This window comes from Corynebacterium kutscheri, assembly GCF_000980835.1.
Classification (GTDB): Bacteria; Actinomycetota; Actinomycetes; order Mycobacteriales; family Mycobacteriaceae; genus Corynebacterium; species Corynebacterium kutscheri.
The window spans coordinates 2,172,686-2,190,158 of the sequence record NZ_CP011312.1; the positions used below are offsets into that span (position 1 = coordinate 2,172,686).

The following is a 17,473-nucleotide window of genomic DNA, read 5'->3' on the forward strand; positions in this document are numbered from 1 at the left end:
CAGCAGAGATAACGAATAAATAACAACTGAAATAATTTTCACATGCCCATGTCCATGCGTTTTCGCACTTAAAAGGTATTTTTAACGGGGTAGGTCCGTTTGAATATCCGGTCGCCAATAAATAGGTTTCACCGGATCCACTGGCAGAAGATCATAATAATCCCATGGATCATCACTGAATTCCAGGGTTCGACCGTCGCCTAATGCATATTTCATATTATTCCAAAAACGGCCAGGCAACATCGGGGATCGATACACCTCAAAAAGACTTCGGAATTCATCGGTATATAGCACCCAACGCGCTACTTGGGCGTCACGACGATCAATCCAAATCGGGATCGTATTCAAATCTACTGCTGAATCAGCTACCTGCCATTCCATCGGAAGCAACTTATCGTGCCCAATACGTCCGTCTTCAATTCTTGGTTGTCTAGCCGCTAACGGATTCGCTAAGCCCACAGAATCGACTACCCGCACATCAAGTGGCGCATTCATGCTTGTCATACCAAGATTAAGCATGGTCACTGTCATTGGCATTATTGCCAAATCTGTTGCCTCCGGAGTTCGCTGAGCAGGCTCCCACGAATATTTCAATGGATCTATCCCCACTAAAATATTAAGCATTTCACCAGCATTTTGCCCAAGACTTTCTTCCATAACTTCTTGCCAGTCTCCCATGGTAGGAGCAGTCAAAAAGTCTTCTGCAGTCATTGGAGGTGTGTCACGTTTAGATAGCTGTGTCCAAAATTCTCGTTCATCTACAATATTAAGCTCATCAGCAGATAAATCTTGTGGCAGATGATACGGATGCCCACCCAAAACCGTAGTCACTGACCACCATACAGTACCTACAAACACCACTGATGCACCCCAAAAAGGCCATTTAAAACCTTCTTGATCACCACTAACGATTCCAACCACTGACACCGGAAGCAAAAGCGTAAATAATGGCAAAAGCAGCATCCGACCATGCATGAAATCGCCGCCAACCCTAATCACATATAACAAATGTAGGATCGCGCATAACACCATGAAAATGATTGCGATGCTGGGACGTCGTAATGCACAACGATTTTTTATTGCCCCGCGTTTATTGGTAACAGTGCATAGCATAAGCGCACCAACAATAAGAGTAAGTGCTAAAGCCCAGTACAACGAATAAGGTGAAGTAAAATCTTCAACATATTTCCAACCGCTAGACCACTGTGATCCAGCAGCTGTTTTAGCAACTGCTGTATGCGGCACTAATAAACCGTAATAGCCCATCCGGAAAATTTCATAACCAAGTGGTAGCGGAAGCGCAACTATAAGAACAGTTATCATAGCTCGCCAACTCACAGCAGTAAGTAGCAAAATAATTCCTACTAAACCACCATAAAGTGCAAGTTCTGGGCGTACTAACCAAGAAAGGCCAGACCAAAACGCCAACAAATAAAGCGGCCAATCAATGGGAAGCTGACGATGTCTTCTATTTGCTTGGGGTTTCCCATACGCCCATCGAATAAGCAATAACCATTGGATAGCGATCCACAGCATCGCTAATCCCCATTCCAAACCAGAAGTCATGAAATCTCTAGCCGGTGGCAAGGCAATATAAACCAAACCGCCTAAAGGAACCAAAAAAACAGTTTTCTCACGATAAAGCAACGCAGTCGCCCATGCCGCGATAAATAAAGCTGCAGTGGAAAAAATAATTGCCAACCAAAATGCAATATATTCTAATTTTGCATCGCTAAATAATGCCACCACATAAATGAGATACTGCCACAACGTCGATGTATTCGCTTCAACACGTTCACCTGCATTAAATACTGGCCCATTACCAGCTAAAAGATTTCTTACAGTTCGTAAAACGATGAGCCCATCATCACTCATCCATTGTCGCTGCCATGCTCCATAAAAACCAAGGATCGCCACTATAACCGCAGAGAAAAAGGCGGTTCCGGCGGTCATACGTGGGCGATACTCCATGTCTTTGCATGCTATCACCGCTAGTGCCCACAGGTTAAAAGTCACACCAGCAACAATGGATTAATTAATGAAAAATCATCGGCACAACGATTACCCTCTCAATAAAAACATTTACCCCCATAATTTCACCCCTACAAATAATTTTTATGCTTTCTTGTCACTATTTACCCCTTTTTTCCGTCTAACTCTAGTGAAGCCAACTTTTACTTCACGAATTATCAGCTCCCTTAGACAAGGAAAAACCATGAGTACACTCATCACACAACAGACTTGCTTCGCTCACTGTGACCCTTCTGAACCAGATATTTATGAACGACAAGTAAAACGTAATAAATCTGACCTAGATTTTTGGATCTGGATTGTTCATCAAACCAATTCATTATCTACAAACAAACAGGTTTGTCTTCTCATTGAACAATCTGGCGCAACTCCTACGCAATGCCGCAAAGCAATACGTACCGTTGCATTTCTTGACCAAGTGCCTAATTTTAAAGAGTATGCTCTCAAATCAGGTTTTTTCGACTTTGCTCGTTTGAGCAGCATGGAAGAAGCCACTCGTCACCTTTCACCCGAACAAATCACTGCTCTTGATGAAGTGTTGATCGAAAAATATACCCCAAAAACGCAGCGCGAAATTCTTCCTAATTACCGCCATATCCGAGAAAATATACGAAAAGAAACATCTGCACCAGCACAACCACTGACTAAGCCACAAAATCCAGAACCGGAAAAAGTATCTTTTACTCCTTCGCCGGGAGTGCATATCATTCCACTACATATTGGACAAGCAGCTATTGTGTTTGTTGGATCACGTGCAACTGTATCTACTATGTATTCTGCAGCAAAACAATACCGAGCCGATTACAACGATACAGAAGCTTTCTTTCGAATCTTTAATAAAGGCCTAGCCATAATCCAACAAGAAGCTGAAATGAAAGAAAGAATCAAAAAGATCTATACCCAAGTCACGCAGCCTAAAAATAATTCATCGAAGTTATCTCATCGACGAACAAAAAATCATTCTCGACGAGCCAAAAGGAAATAAAAAAAGCGTCCGTATTAACAAAACGGACGCTAAAACCTCTCACACAATGAGACTAGAAGCTAATTGATATAGGCCGCCATAACAACACACGCAATCCATGCCAATGCAAGAATTTGCAATGTACGATCCGATAGTGCCAGTTCGTCTGGAGCTCCACCATTACCTCGATCAATATCTGCAGCAAAGCGAAGTATCGCCACGGTGAAAGGAATAATCGATATTTGATACCACATAGCAGCTGCACCCATCATGCCACCAGCCATTTCAAAGCCCCATAAGGAGTAAACAATAACAACAGCAGTAGCAGAAAGTGTCCATACAAAACGCAAATAGGTAGCGGTATAGCCCTCAAGAGATTTTCTAATCTTTGCACCCGATTCTGTAGCCAATAGGATCTCGGCATATCGTTTTCCAGAAGCCATAAAAAGCGAACCAAATGCAGCTGTCATTAAGAACCACTGTGACAACTCAATTCCAGCTGCAACACCACCAGCCATGGTACGCAGCATAAAACCAGAACTCACAAGAGCAATATCAATAACTGGTTGATGCTTCCAACCAAAGCAATATCCTAATTGCAACACAATGTAAACAACCATGACAATTGCAAGTCCATGACCAGCTGTTGCAATGTAGCTCAACGCCACGGATGCAACAATGAGAACTACTGCCATAACGTACGCAATTTTCGCTGGCAAGATTCCCGATGCAATCGGACGGTACCGCTTTGTTGGGTGAAGTCGATCCGCCTCAACATCTTGTGCATCATTGATGAGATAAATCGCAGATGCTGCCAAACAGAAAACCACGAATGCCACAAAAATATCGAATAACGTCCGTGGGTCAAAGAGCACATCAGCACCAGCCGCCAATGGAGCTGCCAGTACTAAAACATTTTTGACCCATTGCTTTGGCCGTAATGCTTTGATCATCGCATCAGCAATATTTGCTGGTGGATGATGCTTCTTCGTATCTTCGATGCCTTGAGTATGCGGCTCCGATCCAATGAAACCTTTCGGAGATTCGCTCACACGTTTTCCTTTCCAATACGAGCCACGGCCTCAGTTGTAACCGTGCCTACCAATGCACCGACAAGTACATCCGTGGGGTAGTGCACTCCGAGAATCATACGCGAGATCATCATGACAGGTATGCCCACTAGTGGTAAGGGACTACGAGTAAGCTTTGCCAAATATACAAGGCTTGCTGCAGTAGACGTCGAATGTGAACTAGGAAAACTCAATTTACTCGGAGTAGCTACCCCTACATGAATTCGTGAATCCGATGGTCGATTCCGACGAACAATGCGTTTAATTACTACACTGGCCGCATGGCTAATTAATGCAGCTATCCCCAATCGCAGCCAGGATACGCGTCTTTTTTTATCCAGCAGAATTCCTAATGTGCTCATCCCAAACCATCCCAGCGCATGTTCACCAAAATGACTTAGGCCACGAGCTATAGCAAAAATGTTTTTATTAGTTCCAATGAATTTTTGAATCTGGACCAAAGCATCCGCTTCCCGTGCATCTGTAGGGAAATTAGGCATTGTAAATCTTGCTCCATTCTTCACGGCTGACCAATTTAGGTTGTGCCGCACGATAAGCAGAACGCAAATCGTCAAAACGCTCTTTCACTTGTTTTTGAAGCTCACGCGACTCACTAAATAAGGCCTTTGCTTTTTCCACATCGCGTTTACGATAAACAACACCTCGGCCATCGGCGGTAGTAACAGTTGCGCCATCGAGGCGAGAAAGACTAAACCATCGTGCTTCAATGGGCGCTAAATTAGCCTGTGGTGTCTCATGGTGCTTCTTATCTTCCTTAGCTAAGGAATGTTTTAAACCTTTTGCCAACCACATAGCTTTTTTAATCGGTGCTAAACGCCCACCGATATCACGAATCGGAACGCCTGGTATACCAGTAGGTTTTGGTAGCCCACTTGCCGAAGGAAGAACCACCGCATCTGGATAGTTCTTTCGAATTTCAGCTATTCGTGGTAACGAACTTTCTAGGATCTCAAAAAGATGATCCGGGCCAGCAAGGAAATCTTTCATTGCCTCATTTTGAATTGCCACAGTGGAATATTCTAAACATAACAAGTGCTTAAACGTAGCTTTTTGCATGCTCCGGATGATTCCATCAACTGAACCATCATGATGAATAGCGGCCACAATCAATCGATTTCGCAAATGGAAATATGCCTGCCAGTCAATGGCATCATCTTTGTCAGACCATGCCATATGCCAAATTGCGATACCCGGCCAGGTCGCGGTTGGGAATCCATTCTCTCCGGCACGCAAACCATATTCAGCATCATCCCACTTAATGAATAACGGCAACGGCTGTCCGATAGTCTCTGCAACAACACGCGGAATCATACACATCCACCAACCGTTGAAATCGACATCAATTCGTCGATGTAGATCCACTGAATCTGTGATAGCTCCTGGAGCAACAATCGCCCCAGGAATGCCTCTTTTACCTAGTGGCAAGGCAGCAAAATCATGGTCATAGTGCACATGTGGTGCTGATGTCCACATAAAATCATGACGGCCAACAACCTCCCCCATGGAGTGCAAATGACTGCGCTCTTGGAGATTTAACATCTGTCCACCCACTAGAATTGGGGTTTTAGCAAAGCGAGCTACTTGTAGCGCACGCAAAATTGAATCAGGCTCGATGACAATATCATCATCCATGTACAAAATATATGGACTCTTTTTAGCACCAGCTTTTCCGGTGCCATCAACTCCACCTAGAGCCTCAAACATAATTCGTGAATAGCCTCCGGAACCGCCAAGATTTCCTTGGCGGAATTCAAAGAACCGATCCCCAAAATGCTTAACAGCAGCATCATAGCCTTGTTCATCTGCCGGATGTTTTGTACCTTGATCTGGCAATATCACAGTATCAATAACTGCGTCTACTTCTGGGTCAAGTGCTAATGCTTCTAAGGCTGCTACAGCATCTGTGGGACGGTTAAAAGTGGGAATACCCACGGTTACCCGCGGTTCAAAAGGACCAATCTCACTACCATCTGGAAGAATTTGAGGTCCAGCAGCAACAGGTGAATACCAACCTGCTTCAGTAATGATTGAATCGGTTTCGGCTGTAACGTCAAACCACAGCCAGCCGCCATCTTCAAAGGGTTGAAGCGATAACTCAAATTCAACTACCGTATCTGATACAACTTCACCTTCAACCGCAATGCGTGCGCCATCAATTTTTGATCTATACACATCAATACGTGCTGTACCTTGAACAGCAACTTTAAGAATAACAGAATCAAGCTGTGACCAACGACGCCAGTAGCTCGCAGGAAAAGCATTAAAGTAGGTTAAAAAGCTCAGCTCATTACCGGCGTTAATAGCAATACTTGTGCGGTTATCCCAGCTTGCGCGAGAGCTATTGTGCTCCGATTCGATCAGATACAGCATCCTAACGTCGTAGGGTTCACCGGCTTTGGGCAGTAACAATCGCTGTAACCGCTCGACTGATTTGCTCTGTTGAGCGCTCATTCACGCACGCCTTTCTACTCATTTTTGCCCTATGGTTTTAAGGCAGACATCGTCTCTTAGCGTAGCGCGAATTCTTAATCTGCTTCATAAGCGACGCACATGCCACCATGAACACCTATGAAAATAGCGCACCATAAACATTCTGATGCGCCTAATTTCTTACTATTTAATTCATAAATAGCTTTTTATTGCTGTTCAACATTAATCATGTCAAGAGCAGACTCTGCAAGCATAATTTGTTCAGATCCGCCTGCAACAGTAACCGCGGCCATACCAGAGAAAGGGGCTGCTTGAACTTGAACTACCGTCCCAGGAGTTATGCCAGATTTTGCAAGATAACGTAGTAATTCAGGGTCAGAATCACTAATTCTGACTATCTTTACGTTTTCACCTTTAGCTGCTTGTCCTAAGTGATAAACAGAAATCGCTTCTACTTTACCTTCTGCGGTAGGAATCGGGTCTCCATGCGGGTCAGCAACAGGGAAACCCATTAATTTTTCAATGCGTTCAAGAAACATATCAGAAACTGCATGTTCTAACTGTTCAGCTTCCGCATGTACTTCATCCCAGCTATAGTGCAGATTTTCACTCAGGAACGTTTCAAGCAATCGGTGCCGTCGTATCATCTGTACAGCAAGCTGAGAGCCTTTTTTAGTTAATGAGACCCCAGAGTATGGTACATGCTCAACAAAACCCTGCAGACTGAGCTTTTTAATTGCTTCGCTTGCGGTGGATTTCTTTTCCCCCATTTTCTCCGCAATATCCATAAGCCCAACGAGTTCAGCACCTCGTTCTTGCATATCCCAAATCACCTTAAGATAATCTTGGGTTTTCTCTGGAAGCTCATTGACGTGCATAAGCTAAAAGCTTACTTGATATAAAGACAATACCGGCCACAATACCAATACAACCGCCGACCGAAAGATCAAGGTACACAGCTGTTGCTAGCCCAGATAAGGCGATGAATACACCTACAACAGCAGCCACCCACATGAGCGTGTAAGGTCGATTGACATGCTCTTTTGCACTAGCGGCTGGCGCTACTAATAAAGCAATAGCGACAATATTTCCTACGGCAGGCAACAAAACCACAACCGTTAGAACCATCAAAATCATCAGGATAAGTGTTCGAGTTCGCGCACTTGATTCTAAGGAAGCACCTACCGGATCAAATGCTCCATAAATTAGTTGCCGACCATAAAAAATACACGTAATAAGCGAAATAATAAGTACTATGCCAGCGCTTATAACATCGAGACGATTAACTGAAAGAACCGAACCAATTAAAAAGCTTTCGACTTTAATGGGAAGTGGAGCAAACCATTTTGCTAAAAAGAATCCCAGTGCGAAAGCAAACGTCAATGTTAATCCGGCATTTGATTGCGAAGTCCCGCCCCAAGAATTAGCGATAGTAGCAACCAGGATGCTACATAAAAAGGCACCAACAAAAAGAAGTATTGACAGGTTCCATCCCAAACTTGCCCCAACAACAACACCAATTACTGCACCAGGGAAAGTTGCGTGGGTTATTGCCTCTGTCATAAAAACTTTTTCGCTCAGTACTACAAAACTACCGACGATCCCAGCAAGTAATCCTAAAAGAACTAGCTCGATAGTAGGCACGATAAGAATCTCGGTCATGTAAGAGCTTTCCTTCCGGCGAGCAATACGAGATAAACCGTTACCATGCTCATAGCCACAACAGCCTGGGGCGATACTGGCCCTAATGGAACTAAAGTAAGCCCGATATATCCACCAAGTAGTCCGGTGCCAATAGCGATGGGTACCATCCGGGAAATTCTTGGAGCGACCAAACGTGCCGCTGCGCCAGGAATGACAATATATCCAATAACAAGCAGTACGCCTACAGCCGTAGAAGACGCAACCACTACCGCTGCAATAGCTGCATTAATAATGATGTCATTACGTAACAGCTTCACACCAGCAGTATGTGCGCCTACTCGATCGAATGCTACAAATACTTGATCTTTCCAGGTAAATAGCATAAGTATCGCTGATACTGCACACACAATAAGTGCCTGGTTTAGCCTCAGGTCGGTAACTTCTAATAACCGACCAAACATTAATGCTTCCAATTGGCCAGATTGGTCACCTTTTTTAAGACTCAGCACCGCGCCAAGAGAAAAACAAGTGGTTAACACAATAGCCACCGATGATTCAGTTTGGCGTTTACGGGTAACTAGGCTTAATACGATTGCCAAAATAATGGCGAAGGCACTGGCAACTGGAATAATCATGTCAGTGCCGCCAAAAACAGCACCAGCAACAATACCGGGGAAAATTGAGTGCACAATCGCTTCTGCATTAAATTCCAGACCACGCAGATTTACAATCACTCCGACAATTCCGCACACAACTGCTAATACAGTGAGCAAAATCAGCGGTCGGAATATAAATGGACTCACCCCTACTAGTTGGGCAAGTTCACTCCACGACATCGCTTACCTTTCCAAAACGAGGTTCCGCTCCTACTACCAGAGCCTTTTCACATGCCTGTGTGGCTAAGGAAAGATCATGAGTACTACTAATAATGGCAGTTTTATTAGCCTTAAGATCTGCGAAAAGGCGCAGTAGCATCTCACGGTTAGCAGCATCGAGGCCATTAAAAGGCTCATCAAAAACCACTAGTTCTGGATTAGTAACAATTGCTCGCGCTACTAGAACTCTTTGCTGTTGTCCGCCAGAAAGATTTCCAAATCGGACATTTTTCCGTTCTGCTAAACCAACGCGCTCAAGCGCAGAATTAACTGCTGCTTTATCGCGTCGTTTCAAAGCCATGCCAACAACATCACCAGCGGTTACTGGGAAAGTTCTATCTAATTCCGCTACTTGCGGTACATAGGCAAGGCGGCTTGCTGTCAGCGTCATCTCGCCTTGAAAACGACGAGCTAGACCCAAAATTCCCATGAGGAAGGTAGTTTTACCACTACCGTTAGGACCTAAAACAGCAACAGCTTCACCGCCATTTACTGACATTGTAATGTCAGAAACTACCGGCGCATCATAACCATATGATGCTTTTTCTACACTTAAAATCATTACAAAGAAGCAGGTAGTGGGGCAAGGGTTCCACCCCATGCATCAACTACGGTTTCGATATTGTGGATAATTGAGCCTACGTAAGTTTCACCTTCGCTACCAGCAGGACCTAGTGAATCGCCGTATAGTGCGTCTTCACCAACAATAGCTTTCACGCCCGCAGCCTTAGCGATTGCTTCAATAGACTTTGAATTATTAGAATTTTCTGCGAACAAAGCAGTTGCACCCGATGCGCGTACGGTTTCCGCAGCTTCAGCAATATGCGACGCAGTTGCATCCTGCTGCTCATTAAAATCGCTCAAGGCAGCGCCAACGAAATTAACCCCATAAGCAGCAGAGAAATAACCAAAAGCATCGTGGCTAGTAAACAGCACTGGGTCTTTTACGCTAGCAATCGACTCTGCAGCCCAATCGTCTAACTCTTGTAGCTGCTTCTGGTACAAATCAACTGCAGCGTCAATGTCCTTCTTCGTTTCTTCATTATCGGTAGCATTCTTTAGCGCATTGCCAATATTACCGACCTGAATCTTGGCGTTACGAGGAGTCGTCCATACATGCGGATCATAGGTAAACTCCGCAACTTCGCCTGGCTCAGGAGCAAAAGGCCATTTTTCTACTGCAACCTTAGCAATTCCACGATCAATGGTGTACGGAAGATCACCATCGTTAACAGTGCCTTCGACTTCTTCTCCAGTTAATACACCAGTTGTTACAACCATGGTTCCTTTAAAACCGGAAGATTCAACTGCATCATCAAGGAAGTGTTCTAGATCAACGCCATTAACCAGCATAAGATCAGCTTTAGAAAGTTTTGTAAGCTGCTCATGAGTCATTTCATGATCATGCGCCGATGCATTAGGGGCAAGCAAACAAGTGAGATCAACGTCGTCAAGGTTTAGTTGCTTGACGTAATCACAGATTTGGGTTGTACTTGCCACCACATTGATTTGATCATCAGCCTGGGCATTAGGTGTGCTACAGGCGCTCAATGCAAGACAAGAAACCGCGAGAATAGCTAGTTTCTTCACTCTTTTCTCCTTAACGAGAGTCCACTCAGATTCAACCTAAAGCTACACTTACTTCACTTTGATCGCAATAAAAAGTTCGCCTTTATGAACTTTCCTATGCAGATAATCCCTATTTAAGAGAAAATACTCCCCTATTTTAGGAGTAACTACTTATCTGTTGCTGTCAGAAACCAAGAATCGATGGCACACATAACGCTGCCAAATTACGAAAACACAATAGGATACTGCCAATCCAACCAACGCCCCCACCACAACATCACTTAACCAGTGAACACCAATGTATAACCTACTCACTGCGATAATTACTGCCAGTATCCATAAAAAGATAAGCCACCATTTTCGCCAAATAAAACTTATCGAACCCACAAAAGCAAAAGCAGCTACCGTATGTCCCGACGGCATTGATGGATTAAACTCATAAATAAGTTGCCCAGCTAAAGGCGGTCGTGGTCGATCAATGACGTGCTTTAATGTTCTAGAAACTACAGCAGCCGTTATCACCGTAATGGGAAGCAATAACCAATTAAGTCGTGCATAGTTATGGTCATAAGCCATAAGAAACATACCCAACATAGCTATGAACAGGGAATATATAATTAAAAATTCCGGTGCGCTTGCTTTAGTTAAAGGTACAAGAAAGTCGGTCACCACCTCTAAACGATGACCGACAAAAAAGTGATATACCGCGTAATCCATCACTACAAAAGTCTAGCGGCATCATAACTAGATCAAACAAGTGCCTTAGCGAAGGACGTCGACAAGCTTATTATCAAACATGCTTAACGCACTAGCGATAGCCATATGCATATCAAGATACTGATATGTTCCCAAACGCCCGCCGAAAAATACTTTATTTGTAGCTGTTTCTTGCTCAGCAAGCTCGCGATATTTAAGAAGTTTTTCTCGATCTTCTGGAGTATTAATCGGATAATACGGCTCATCTTCCTGCTCCGCGAAACGAGAATATTCTTTCATAATGACAGTCTTATCTTTAGGATAGGAATCTTCCCGCTCTGGGTGGAAGTGTCTAAATTCATGGATGCGAGTATATGGGAACTCAGCATCGTTATAGTTCATAACCGGTGTTCCCTGAAAATCGCCCGTATCTAGTACTTCCGTTTCAAAATCAAGTGTGCGCCAACCTAAATGTCCTTCAGAATAATTAAAGTAAAGATCAAGTGGGCCAGTATACACAATAGGAGCTTCTGGATTTTTTGCTCGTAGATCATCACGTACATCAAACCAGTCGGTATCTAATTGCACCTCAATATTTTCATGTGCCGCCATATTGTTAAGCCATGCCGCATATCCATCGACAGGAAGCCCTTCAAACGTATCGTTAAAATAGCGGTTATCGAAGTTATATCGCACCGGTAAGCGAGTAATATTTCCAGCTGGCAATTCTTTCGGATCAGTCTGCCACTGCTTAGCCGTGTAATCACGGATAAAAGCTTCATAAAGTGGGCGACCAATCAGCGATACCGCTTTCTCCTCTAAATTTGTTGCCTCAGCAGAATCGATCTCTGACGCTTGTTCCGCAATAAGTTTGCGCGCCTCATCAGGAGAGTAGTAACGACCAAAGAACTGATTAATCAACCCCAATCCCATAGGGAATTGGTATGCCGTTCCCTTATGCATAGCAAATACACGGTGCTGATAATTAGTGAATTTAGTGAACTGATTAACGTAATCCCATACTCGCTCATTCGAAGTGTGGAAAAGATGCGCACCATATTTATGGATTTCGATGCCTGTTTGCGGCTCTGCTTCAGAGTACGCATTACCACCTAAATGGCTACGGCGCTCCACAATAAGTACTTTCTTGTTGAGTTGGCTGGCTGCTCGCTCAGCAATAGTCAAACCGAAAAGTCCAGAGCCCACAACAATCAGATCAAATTCACTCATGACTCTAAGCGTATCCAAATTTCAGCGAACTACATACGCTTAACACAACGACACGCCGCCAACCCCCACGTTCAGTGCTTATACACATCATGCACACTATGTCTTTACTAAAAGAACCGCATAAAGTTAGGTAAACAAATTTTAAAAACTAATCAAAAATCACTCTTTTCATTACCAGGAAATAAAAAAATCTAAAACTCACAGAAAACTTCATTTACACAGTTCAAGCATCATTGTGTCAGTAAATAACGCCACTAATCACATGTTTCACAAAAATAACTTGTAAAACACCCGCCTACAATGACACCAATTAACTCACCATAGAGTTAGGGTTTACTGTGACCTCAAGTGTCATATTGAAGAGTCATAGCCGCACCACAGTACAAAGGGAGAAATACAGTGCAGCAACGACGTCGTTTAACGCCGACTGTGCGTAAGTCATCGATTGCTACCGTTCTTGCGGTTTCGCTCATTGCGTCCGCAGCCGTTGGCATCGGTACCTACCGAATTAACTACACACAGGGTGATTCCATCGCCCCTATTGACGCCAGCATCCAAACAACTAGCTTCGCCGATGGCGAAAATGTGTTGGTCAACGACCCAGCCATTGTTAGCCAAGGTGAAGGTACTGGTCCTCGTACCGTCAAACAATTCACTCGTGACGAAGAATTTTCTCAGTTTGCAATCACTTGGAAAGGTGAAAAAGACGTCGCAGTATTTATCCGCGGTTTGAAAGAAGACGGAAGCTGGACCGACTGGTACGATGCGGATCCACTTGACTATGGATCCGATGATCCCAATGCAACTCGAGGCACCGATCTTATTTACGTAGAACCCACTAAGACCGTCCAGGTCTCGATCAATGGTGTTGATGTCCTTGGCAATACCGGTCAAGATGTGCAACTTAATACTGATACTGGCACAGCCACAGATAACGTCGGTGCACAACCACCAGCTGAAGTACCAGTAGTACCTCAAGAAGTATCAGCAGATCAGGTAGAAAACAATCCTCCCGCTGAGGTTGCTACGCCTCATGTTGATCTGACTCAACCTGCACCACCTACAACGCAGCAGAATTCTGGCGTCGCACCGCTTCCATCAAACTTTGGCGATATTCGTCCTGTTGCAGAAGAAGAATCACTCAGTAATTCTGCGGCTGATTTCGATGCGGTATTCATCGAAGGCGGCGAATCTACGCTGCCAGAAAATGGTATCGAGCTTGCTGCCGATTCCGATGGAATACCACGAGTAATTTCTCGTGCCGGTTGGGGCGCAAATGAGAATATCCGATGCAGCAGCCCACAATATGACGATAAAGTCACTGGTATTGCTATTCACCACACTGCTGGTTCGAATAACTACACTGAAGCTCAAGCACCAGGTATTGTCCGCGGAATTTACCAATATCACGCACAGACCTTAGGTTGGTGTGATGTTGGATATCACTCACTTGCTGATAAATACGGAAACCTCTACGAAGGACGCTACGGTGGCTTAAATCGTAATGTCATTGGCGCACACGCAGGTGGTTTTAATCGCAACACCTGGGCAATTGCTATGCTCGGCAACTACGAGACCGAACACCCTAGCTCCGCAATAATTAACTCTGTTGGCAACCTTGCTGGTTGGCGTTCCAAGGTCGCTGGCATGGATCCTAGTGCGACAAATACCCACTATTCCGAGGGCGGTTCTTATACTTCTTATCCACAAGGAACCCCTGTGTTGCTTCCTAATATCTTTGGCCACAAAGATGTGGGCAATACTGCCTGCCCAGGACAGCATGCATATGCACAACTAGGAAACATCCGAAATATTGCCAAAACCAAGTACAACTCAATTGCAGGTTCTGCTCCTGGTGGCGGCAATCTTAATCTTGATAACCAAGGCAATGGCCAAACTAACCCAGGCGCTACCAGCAGTACACAAAGCGCAATAAAATTACTCACCACGCTGCTTGGTGGTAATGGCAGCTCTAATGGCAATACCACCACCACCATTACTGGAGTGGTCTCCCTGGTAGCTCTTGCACTAGGTATTGCTTCCAAACAAGGGCTACTACCAGGAACGGTAAGTAAAATCGGTGATGTAGAAATCGTTGATGGTCTGACCATTTCTGCCTTAACGCCTTATATCAAACCATTACTTACTTTAATTTCTAGCCCAGAGCTTGCCAAAGTAGCTAATAGCTTATCGTCAGTACTCGGTGCTGGTGGAACAAATGCTGCCGCATACACCGCTGCAAATGGTGAAGAAATTACTTATACCATTTTTGACAATGGCATTGCTTTACATTCTCCATCGACAGGCGCTCACGCGCTCTGGGGAGTTATTGCCGATACGTGGGCTGCACAAGGCTTTGATGCTGGGCCACTTGGGCTACCGATTAATGAAGAATACACCACTAACGATGAGCTTATTCGAGTAGATTTCCAAGGTGGATACATCACTTTTGATCCAGCTACTGGCGCAGTAGATATACGTACTACTTCTTAAAAGTCTCGTTTTAAAAGACTCCCCTTTGTACATAAAGTGGGTCTGCACTCTTAACTAGTGCAGACCCACTTTTTTAGCTGGGCACTTCTACTGACTAAACCAACGCTCTAAAACATAAGCCACGCCAGCTTCATCATTGCTTAGTGTCACCTCATCGCTTATTGCTTTAACCGCTGGATGCGCATTGCCCATTGCTACGCCATAACCAGCCCAACGCAGCATTTCAATGTCGTTTGGCATATCACCAAAACAAATCGTATGGTTTGCATCTACGCCATATAGAGAGCATAAAAATTCCAATCCGCGTAGTTTGCTTACCCCTGGTGCACTAATTTCTAATAGACCTTCATCCATTGAATAGGTCACCATAGCAAGTTCTTCCGGAATCACTGGTGCAATTAGCTTATACATTTCAGACGCAGTCATACTTTCACAGCGCAATAGCATTTTCGCCGCCGGCTGCTGAATAAACTCATCCTCAGTAGCAATCGAAAATTCCTGATTACTCCAGGTACGTAGAAAATCTGGCGACATTATAAAAAGCTCTGTCTCATCCTGATATGCAGAATGCCCGGCGCGTTCAACCGCAATGGCCATACTAGCTGTACCCGCAAGTGCACTTCGAGCACGATCAATAACTTCTGCCATTGTCTCGGTGACAAGTTCATATGTTTTTATCACCGTATCTGTCTCGGAATCATAAATCACTGCACCATTTGCGCTCACACATAGTGGTCGTAAGGGAAGCTGCTCAAGAATCGGATAGATCCACCGATAGGGTCGCCCCGTCGCAAAGGAAAAATAAGCTCCGGCATCGACGGCATTGATCACAGCTTGGCGGACTCTAGGGTCAACACGTTCTGCGGAGTTAATAAATGTGCCATCAATATCGCTCACAATAAAGTTTGGTGTGAACATTATTCTTTCTCCCCATCAAGTGTGCGCTGAACCGCCCATTTCCATTCTTTCATGGCTGCGGCAATCTCCTCGTCTTTCATAGTTGGCAGCCATGTGGTTGCACCTTGGCTATCGAAATGGGTTAAAGATAAGTCGTAATAGATTCCAGCAGATAACCCCGCTGCAAAAGCTGCACCTAAAGCAGTGGTTTCCACATCGGCACTGCGCTGAACGGGTACTCCTAAAATGTCAGCTTGAAATTGCATGAGTAAATTATTTTTTGTCATGCCACCATCGACGCGTAATGCAGTCAGTGGCATCTGGGAATCTGCCACCATTGCGTCGACAAGCTCTCTGGTTTGAAACGCTGTAGCTTCTAGAACGGCACGTGCAAAATGGTTTTTATTAGCAAATCGGGTAAGCCCCACGATAGCTCCGCGCGCCTCGGGTATCCAATAGGGGGCGAAAAGTCCTGAAAACGCTGGCACAATATAAACTCCACCATTATCTGGTACTTGTTCTGCGAGTTCTTCGATCTCGGCAGAAGAAGAAATCATGCCAAGGTTATCTCTTAGCCAATGAACCAGGGAACCACCGACAGCGACAGAGCCTTCCAATGCATACACTGGTTTTTCATTACCAATTTGGTAGGCCACAGTAGTAAGCAAGCCGTGAGTGCTCACTCGAATTTCAGTGCCGGTATTGAGTAATAGAAATAATCCAGTGCCATAGGTATTTTTTGCATCACCGGGTGTAAAACATCCTTGACCAAAAAGTGCCGATTGTTGATCTCCTAGGATAGCGTGAATCTCGACGTCACTTAAATAACTATGACTACGAACCTTGCCAAAAAGTCCCACCGACGGTTTTATTTCCGGCAGCATGGACATAGGAATCCGCATCGCCGCGCATAATTCTGGATCCCACTGCAAGGTGCGCAAATCCATGAGTAAAGTACGAGAGGCATTTGTACCATCCGTTGCATGCACAGCTGGAACACCATTATTACCGTGTGCTCCGCCAGTGAAATTCCATAACAACCAGGTATCAATGGTTCCAAAAAGTAGTTCACCGTTTTCTGCACGCTGTCGTGCACCAGCAACGTTGTCTAAAATCCATGTTACTTTTGGGCCGGCTGGATAAGAATTAATAAGTAAACCAGTTTTATTAAGCCACTGATCAGCGCCTTGGTCACCAATGAGTTCTGTGCAAATATCTGTTGTTCGCGTATCTTGCCAAACAATCGCGTTATATACCGGGATGCCAGTTTTCTTATCCCACACAACGGTGGTTTCTCGCTGGTTAGTAATTCCTAATGCCGCAATATCTAGCGGAGATAAATCAGCATTGGCCAGTGCCTCGCTTACCGCGCGCCGAGTGTTACGCCAAATTTCTTCTGGATCATGTTCCACCCAGCCTTTTTGTGGAAATATTTGTCGATGTTCACACTGGCCTATGCCTATACGTTTACCCTGCTGGTCGTAAATGATGCACCGGGTACTAGTAGTTCCCTGATCAATGGCTGCAACAAATCTCATAGCAGGATCGGTTTC

General features: G+C 44.6%; 15 protein-coding genes. 2 read left to right on the forward strand and 13 right to left on the reverse strand.

From position 1 onward, the window contains the following. Positions 1-81: 81 nt before the first annotated feature. Positions 82-1,971, reverse strand: coding sequence for a flagellar motor control protein ZomB (zomB, locus tag UL82_RS09725; RefSeq protein ID WP_046440714.1), 1,890 nt, complete (start codon positions 1,969-1,971; stop codon positions 82-84). A 244-nt stretch (positions 1,972-2,215) separates the two neighbouring features. On the opposite strand from zomB, the gene UL82_RS09730 reads away from it, so the two are divergent. Continuing rightward, on the forward strand, positions 2,216-3,016 hold the full coding sequence (locus UL82_RS09730) for a hypothetical protein (protein ID WP_046440716.1): 801 nt from the start codon (positions 2,216-2,218) through the stop codon (positions 3,014-3,016). 59 nt (positions 3,017-3,075) lie between these two features. On the opposite strand, the gene UL82_RS09735 is transcribed toward UL82_RS09730, so the two are convergent. From UL82_RS09735 to glf, 10 genes are all read right to left on the reverse strand, one after another. Further along, on the reverse strand, positions 3,076-4,047 hold the full coding sequence (locus UL82_RS09735) for a decaprenyl-phosphate phosphoribosyltransferase (protein ID WP_046440719.1): 972 nt from the start codon (positions 4,045-4,047) through the stop codon (positions 3,076-3,078). Next, on the reverse strand, positions 4,044-4,565 hold the full coding sequence (locus tag UL82_RS09740) for a phosphatase PAP2 family protein (RefSeq protein WP_046440721.1): 522 nt from the start codon (positions 4,563-4,565) through the stop codon (positions 4,044-4,046). Before UL82_RS09740 ends, UL82_RS09735 begins: the two co-directional genes overlap by 4 nt. Beyond that, positions 4,558-6,537 carry a glycosyltransferase gene (locus tag UL82_RS09745; protein WP_046440723.1) on the reverse strand — a complete coding sequence of 660 codons (1,980 nt, stop codon included), beginning with the start codon at positions 6,535-6,537 and terminating at the stop codon, positions 4,558-4,560. The genes UL82_RS09740 and UL82_RS09745 overlap by 8 nt, the downstream gene beginning before the upstream one ends. A gap of 185 nt (positions 6,538-6,722) precedes the next feature. Next, complete coding sequence (locus UL82_RS09750; protein ID WP_046440725.1) at positions 6,723-7,394, reverse strand: metal-dependent transcriptional regulator; 672 nt, start codon at positions 7,392-7,394, stop codon at positions 6,723-6,725. Then, on the reverse strand, positions 7,381-8,178 hold the full coding sequence (locus tag UL82_RS09755; protein WP_046440728.1) for a metal ABC transporter permease: 798 nt from the start codon (positions 8,176-8,178) through the stop codon (positions 7,381-7,383). The genes UL82_RS09750 and UL82_RS09755 overlap by 14 nt, the downstream gene beginning before the upstream one ends. Further along, complete coding sequence (locus tag UL82_RS09760) at positions 8,175-8,996, reverse strand: metal ABC transporter permease (RefSeq protein WP_046440729.1); 822 nt, start codon at positions 8,994-8,996, stop codon at positions 8,175-8,177. The genes UL82_RS09755 and UL82_RS09760 overlap by 4 nt, the downstream gene beginning before the upstream one ends. Then, the gene (locus tag UL82_RS09765) at positions 8,983-9,597 is read right to left on the reverse strand and encodes a metal ABC transporter ATP-binding protein (RefSeq protein ID WP_046440731.1); all 615 of its coding nucleotides are present in this window, start codon (positions 9,595-9,597) and stop codon (positions 8,983-8,985) included. The genes UL82_RS09760 and UL82_RS09765 overlap by 14 nt, the downstream gene beginning before the upstream one ends. After that, positions 9,597-10,625, reverse strand: a complete 1,029-nt coding sequence (locus UL82_RS09770) for a metal ABC transporter substrate-binding protein (RefSeq protein WP_046440733.1) — start codon at positions 10,623-10,625, stop codon at positions 9,597-9,599. Before UL82_RS09770 ends, UL82_RS09765 begins: the two co-directional genes overlap by 1 nt. A gap of 150 nt (positions 10,626-10,775) precedes the next feature. Then, positions 10,776-11,180, reverse strand: coding sequence for a phosphatase PAP2 family protein (locus UL82_RS09775; RefSeq protein ID WP_158407837.1), 405 nt, complete (start codon positions 11,178-11,180; stop codon positions 10,776-10,778). A 186-nt stretch (positions 11,181-11,366) separates the two neighbouring features. Beyond that, complete coding sequence (glf, locus tag UL82_RS09780; RefSeq protein ID WP_046440734.1) at positions 11,367-12,530, reverse strand: UDP-galactopyranose mutase; 1,164 nt, start codon at positions 12,528-12,530, stop codon at positions 11,367-11,369. Between the two features lie 399 nt (positions 12,531-12,929). Here glf and UL82_RS09785 point away from each other — a divergent pair, with 399 nt between their 5' ends. Then, complete coding sequence (locus tag UL82_RS09785; protein WP_046440735.1) at positions 12,930-15,023, forward strand: N-acetylmuramoyl-L-alanine amidase; 2,094 nt, start codon at positions 12,930-12,932, stop codon at positions 15,021-15,023. 87 nt (positions 15,024-15,110) lie between these two features. Here UL82_RS09785 and UL82_RS09790 read toward each other — a convergent pair whose 3' ends face one another. Then, positions 15,111-15,941: a Cof-type HAD-IIB family hydrolase gene (locus UL82_RS09790; RefSeq protein ID WP_046440736.1), complete on the reverse strand. Its 831-nt coding sequence runs from the start codon at positions 15,939-15,941 to the stop codon at positions 15,111-15,113. Then, the gene (glpK, locus tag UL82_RS09795; RefSeq protein WP_046440737.1) at positions 15,941-17,458 is read right to left on the reverse strand and encodes a glycerol kinase GlpK; all 1,518 of its coding nucleotides are present in this window, start codon (positions 17,456-17,458) and stop codon (positions 15,941-15,943) included. Before glpK ends, UL82_RS09790 begins: the two co-directional genes overlap by 1 nt. Between the last annotated feature and the right edge of the window lie 15 nt (positions 17,459-17,473).

Excerpts from the sequence above, each read along its gene's own strand:
- zomB (WP_046440714.1), bottom strand. The coding sequence starts at position 1,971 with ATGGAGTATCGCCCACGTATGACCGCCGGAACCGCCTTTTTCTCTGCG.
- UL82_RS09730 (WP_046440716.1), top strand. The coding sequence starts at position 2,216 with ATGAGTACACTCATCACACAACAGACTTGCTTCGCTCACTGTGACCCT.
- UL82_RS09740 (WP_046440721.1), bottom strand. The coding sequence starts at position 4,565 with ATGCCTAATTTCCCTACAGATGCACGGGAAGCGGATGCTTTGGTCCAG.
- UL82_RS09745 (WP_046440723.1), bottom strand. The coding sequence starts at position 6,537 with ATGAGCGCTCAACAGAGCAAATCAGTCGAGCGGTTACAGCGATTGTTA.
- UL82_RS09750 (WP_046440725.1), bottom strand. The coding sequence starts at position 7,394 with ATGCACGTCAATGAGCTTCCAGAGAAAACCCAAGATTATCTTAAGGTG.
- UL82_RS09755 (WP_046440728.1), bottom strand. The coding sequence starts at position 8,178 with ATGACCGAGATTCTTATCGTGCCTACTATCGAGCTAGTTCTTTTAGGA.
- UL82_RS09760 (WP_046440729.1), bottom strand. The coding sequence starts at position 8,996 with ATGTCGTGGAGTGAACTTGCCCAACTAGTAGGGGTGAGTCCATTTATA.
- UL82_RS09765 (WP_046440731.1), bottom strand. The coding sequence starts at position 9,597 with ATGATTTTAAGTGTAGAAAAAGCATCATATGGTTATGATGCGCCGGTA.
- UL82_RS09775 (WP_158407837.1), bottom strand. The coding sequence starts at position 11,180 with ATGGCTTATGACCATAACTATGCACGACTTAATTGGTTATTGCTTCCC.
- glf (WP_046440734.1), bottom strand. The coding sequence starts at position 12,530 with ATGAGTGAATTTGATCTGATTGTTGTGGGCTCTGGACTTTTCGGTTTG.
- UL82_RS09790 (WP_046440736.1), bottom strand. The coding sequence starts at position 15,941 with ATGTTCACACCAAACTTTATTGTGAGCGATATTGATGGCACATTTATT.
- glpK (WP_046440737.1), bottom strand. The coding sequence starts at position 17,458 with ATGAGATTTGTTGCAGCCATTGATCAGGGAACTACTAGTACCCGGTGC.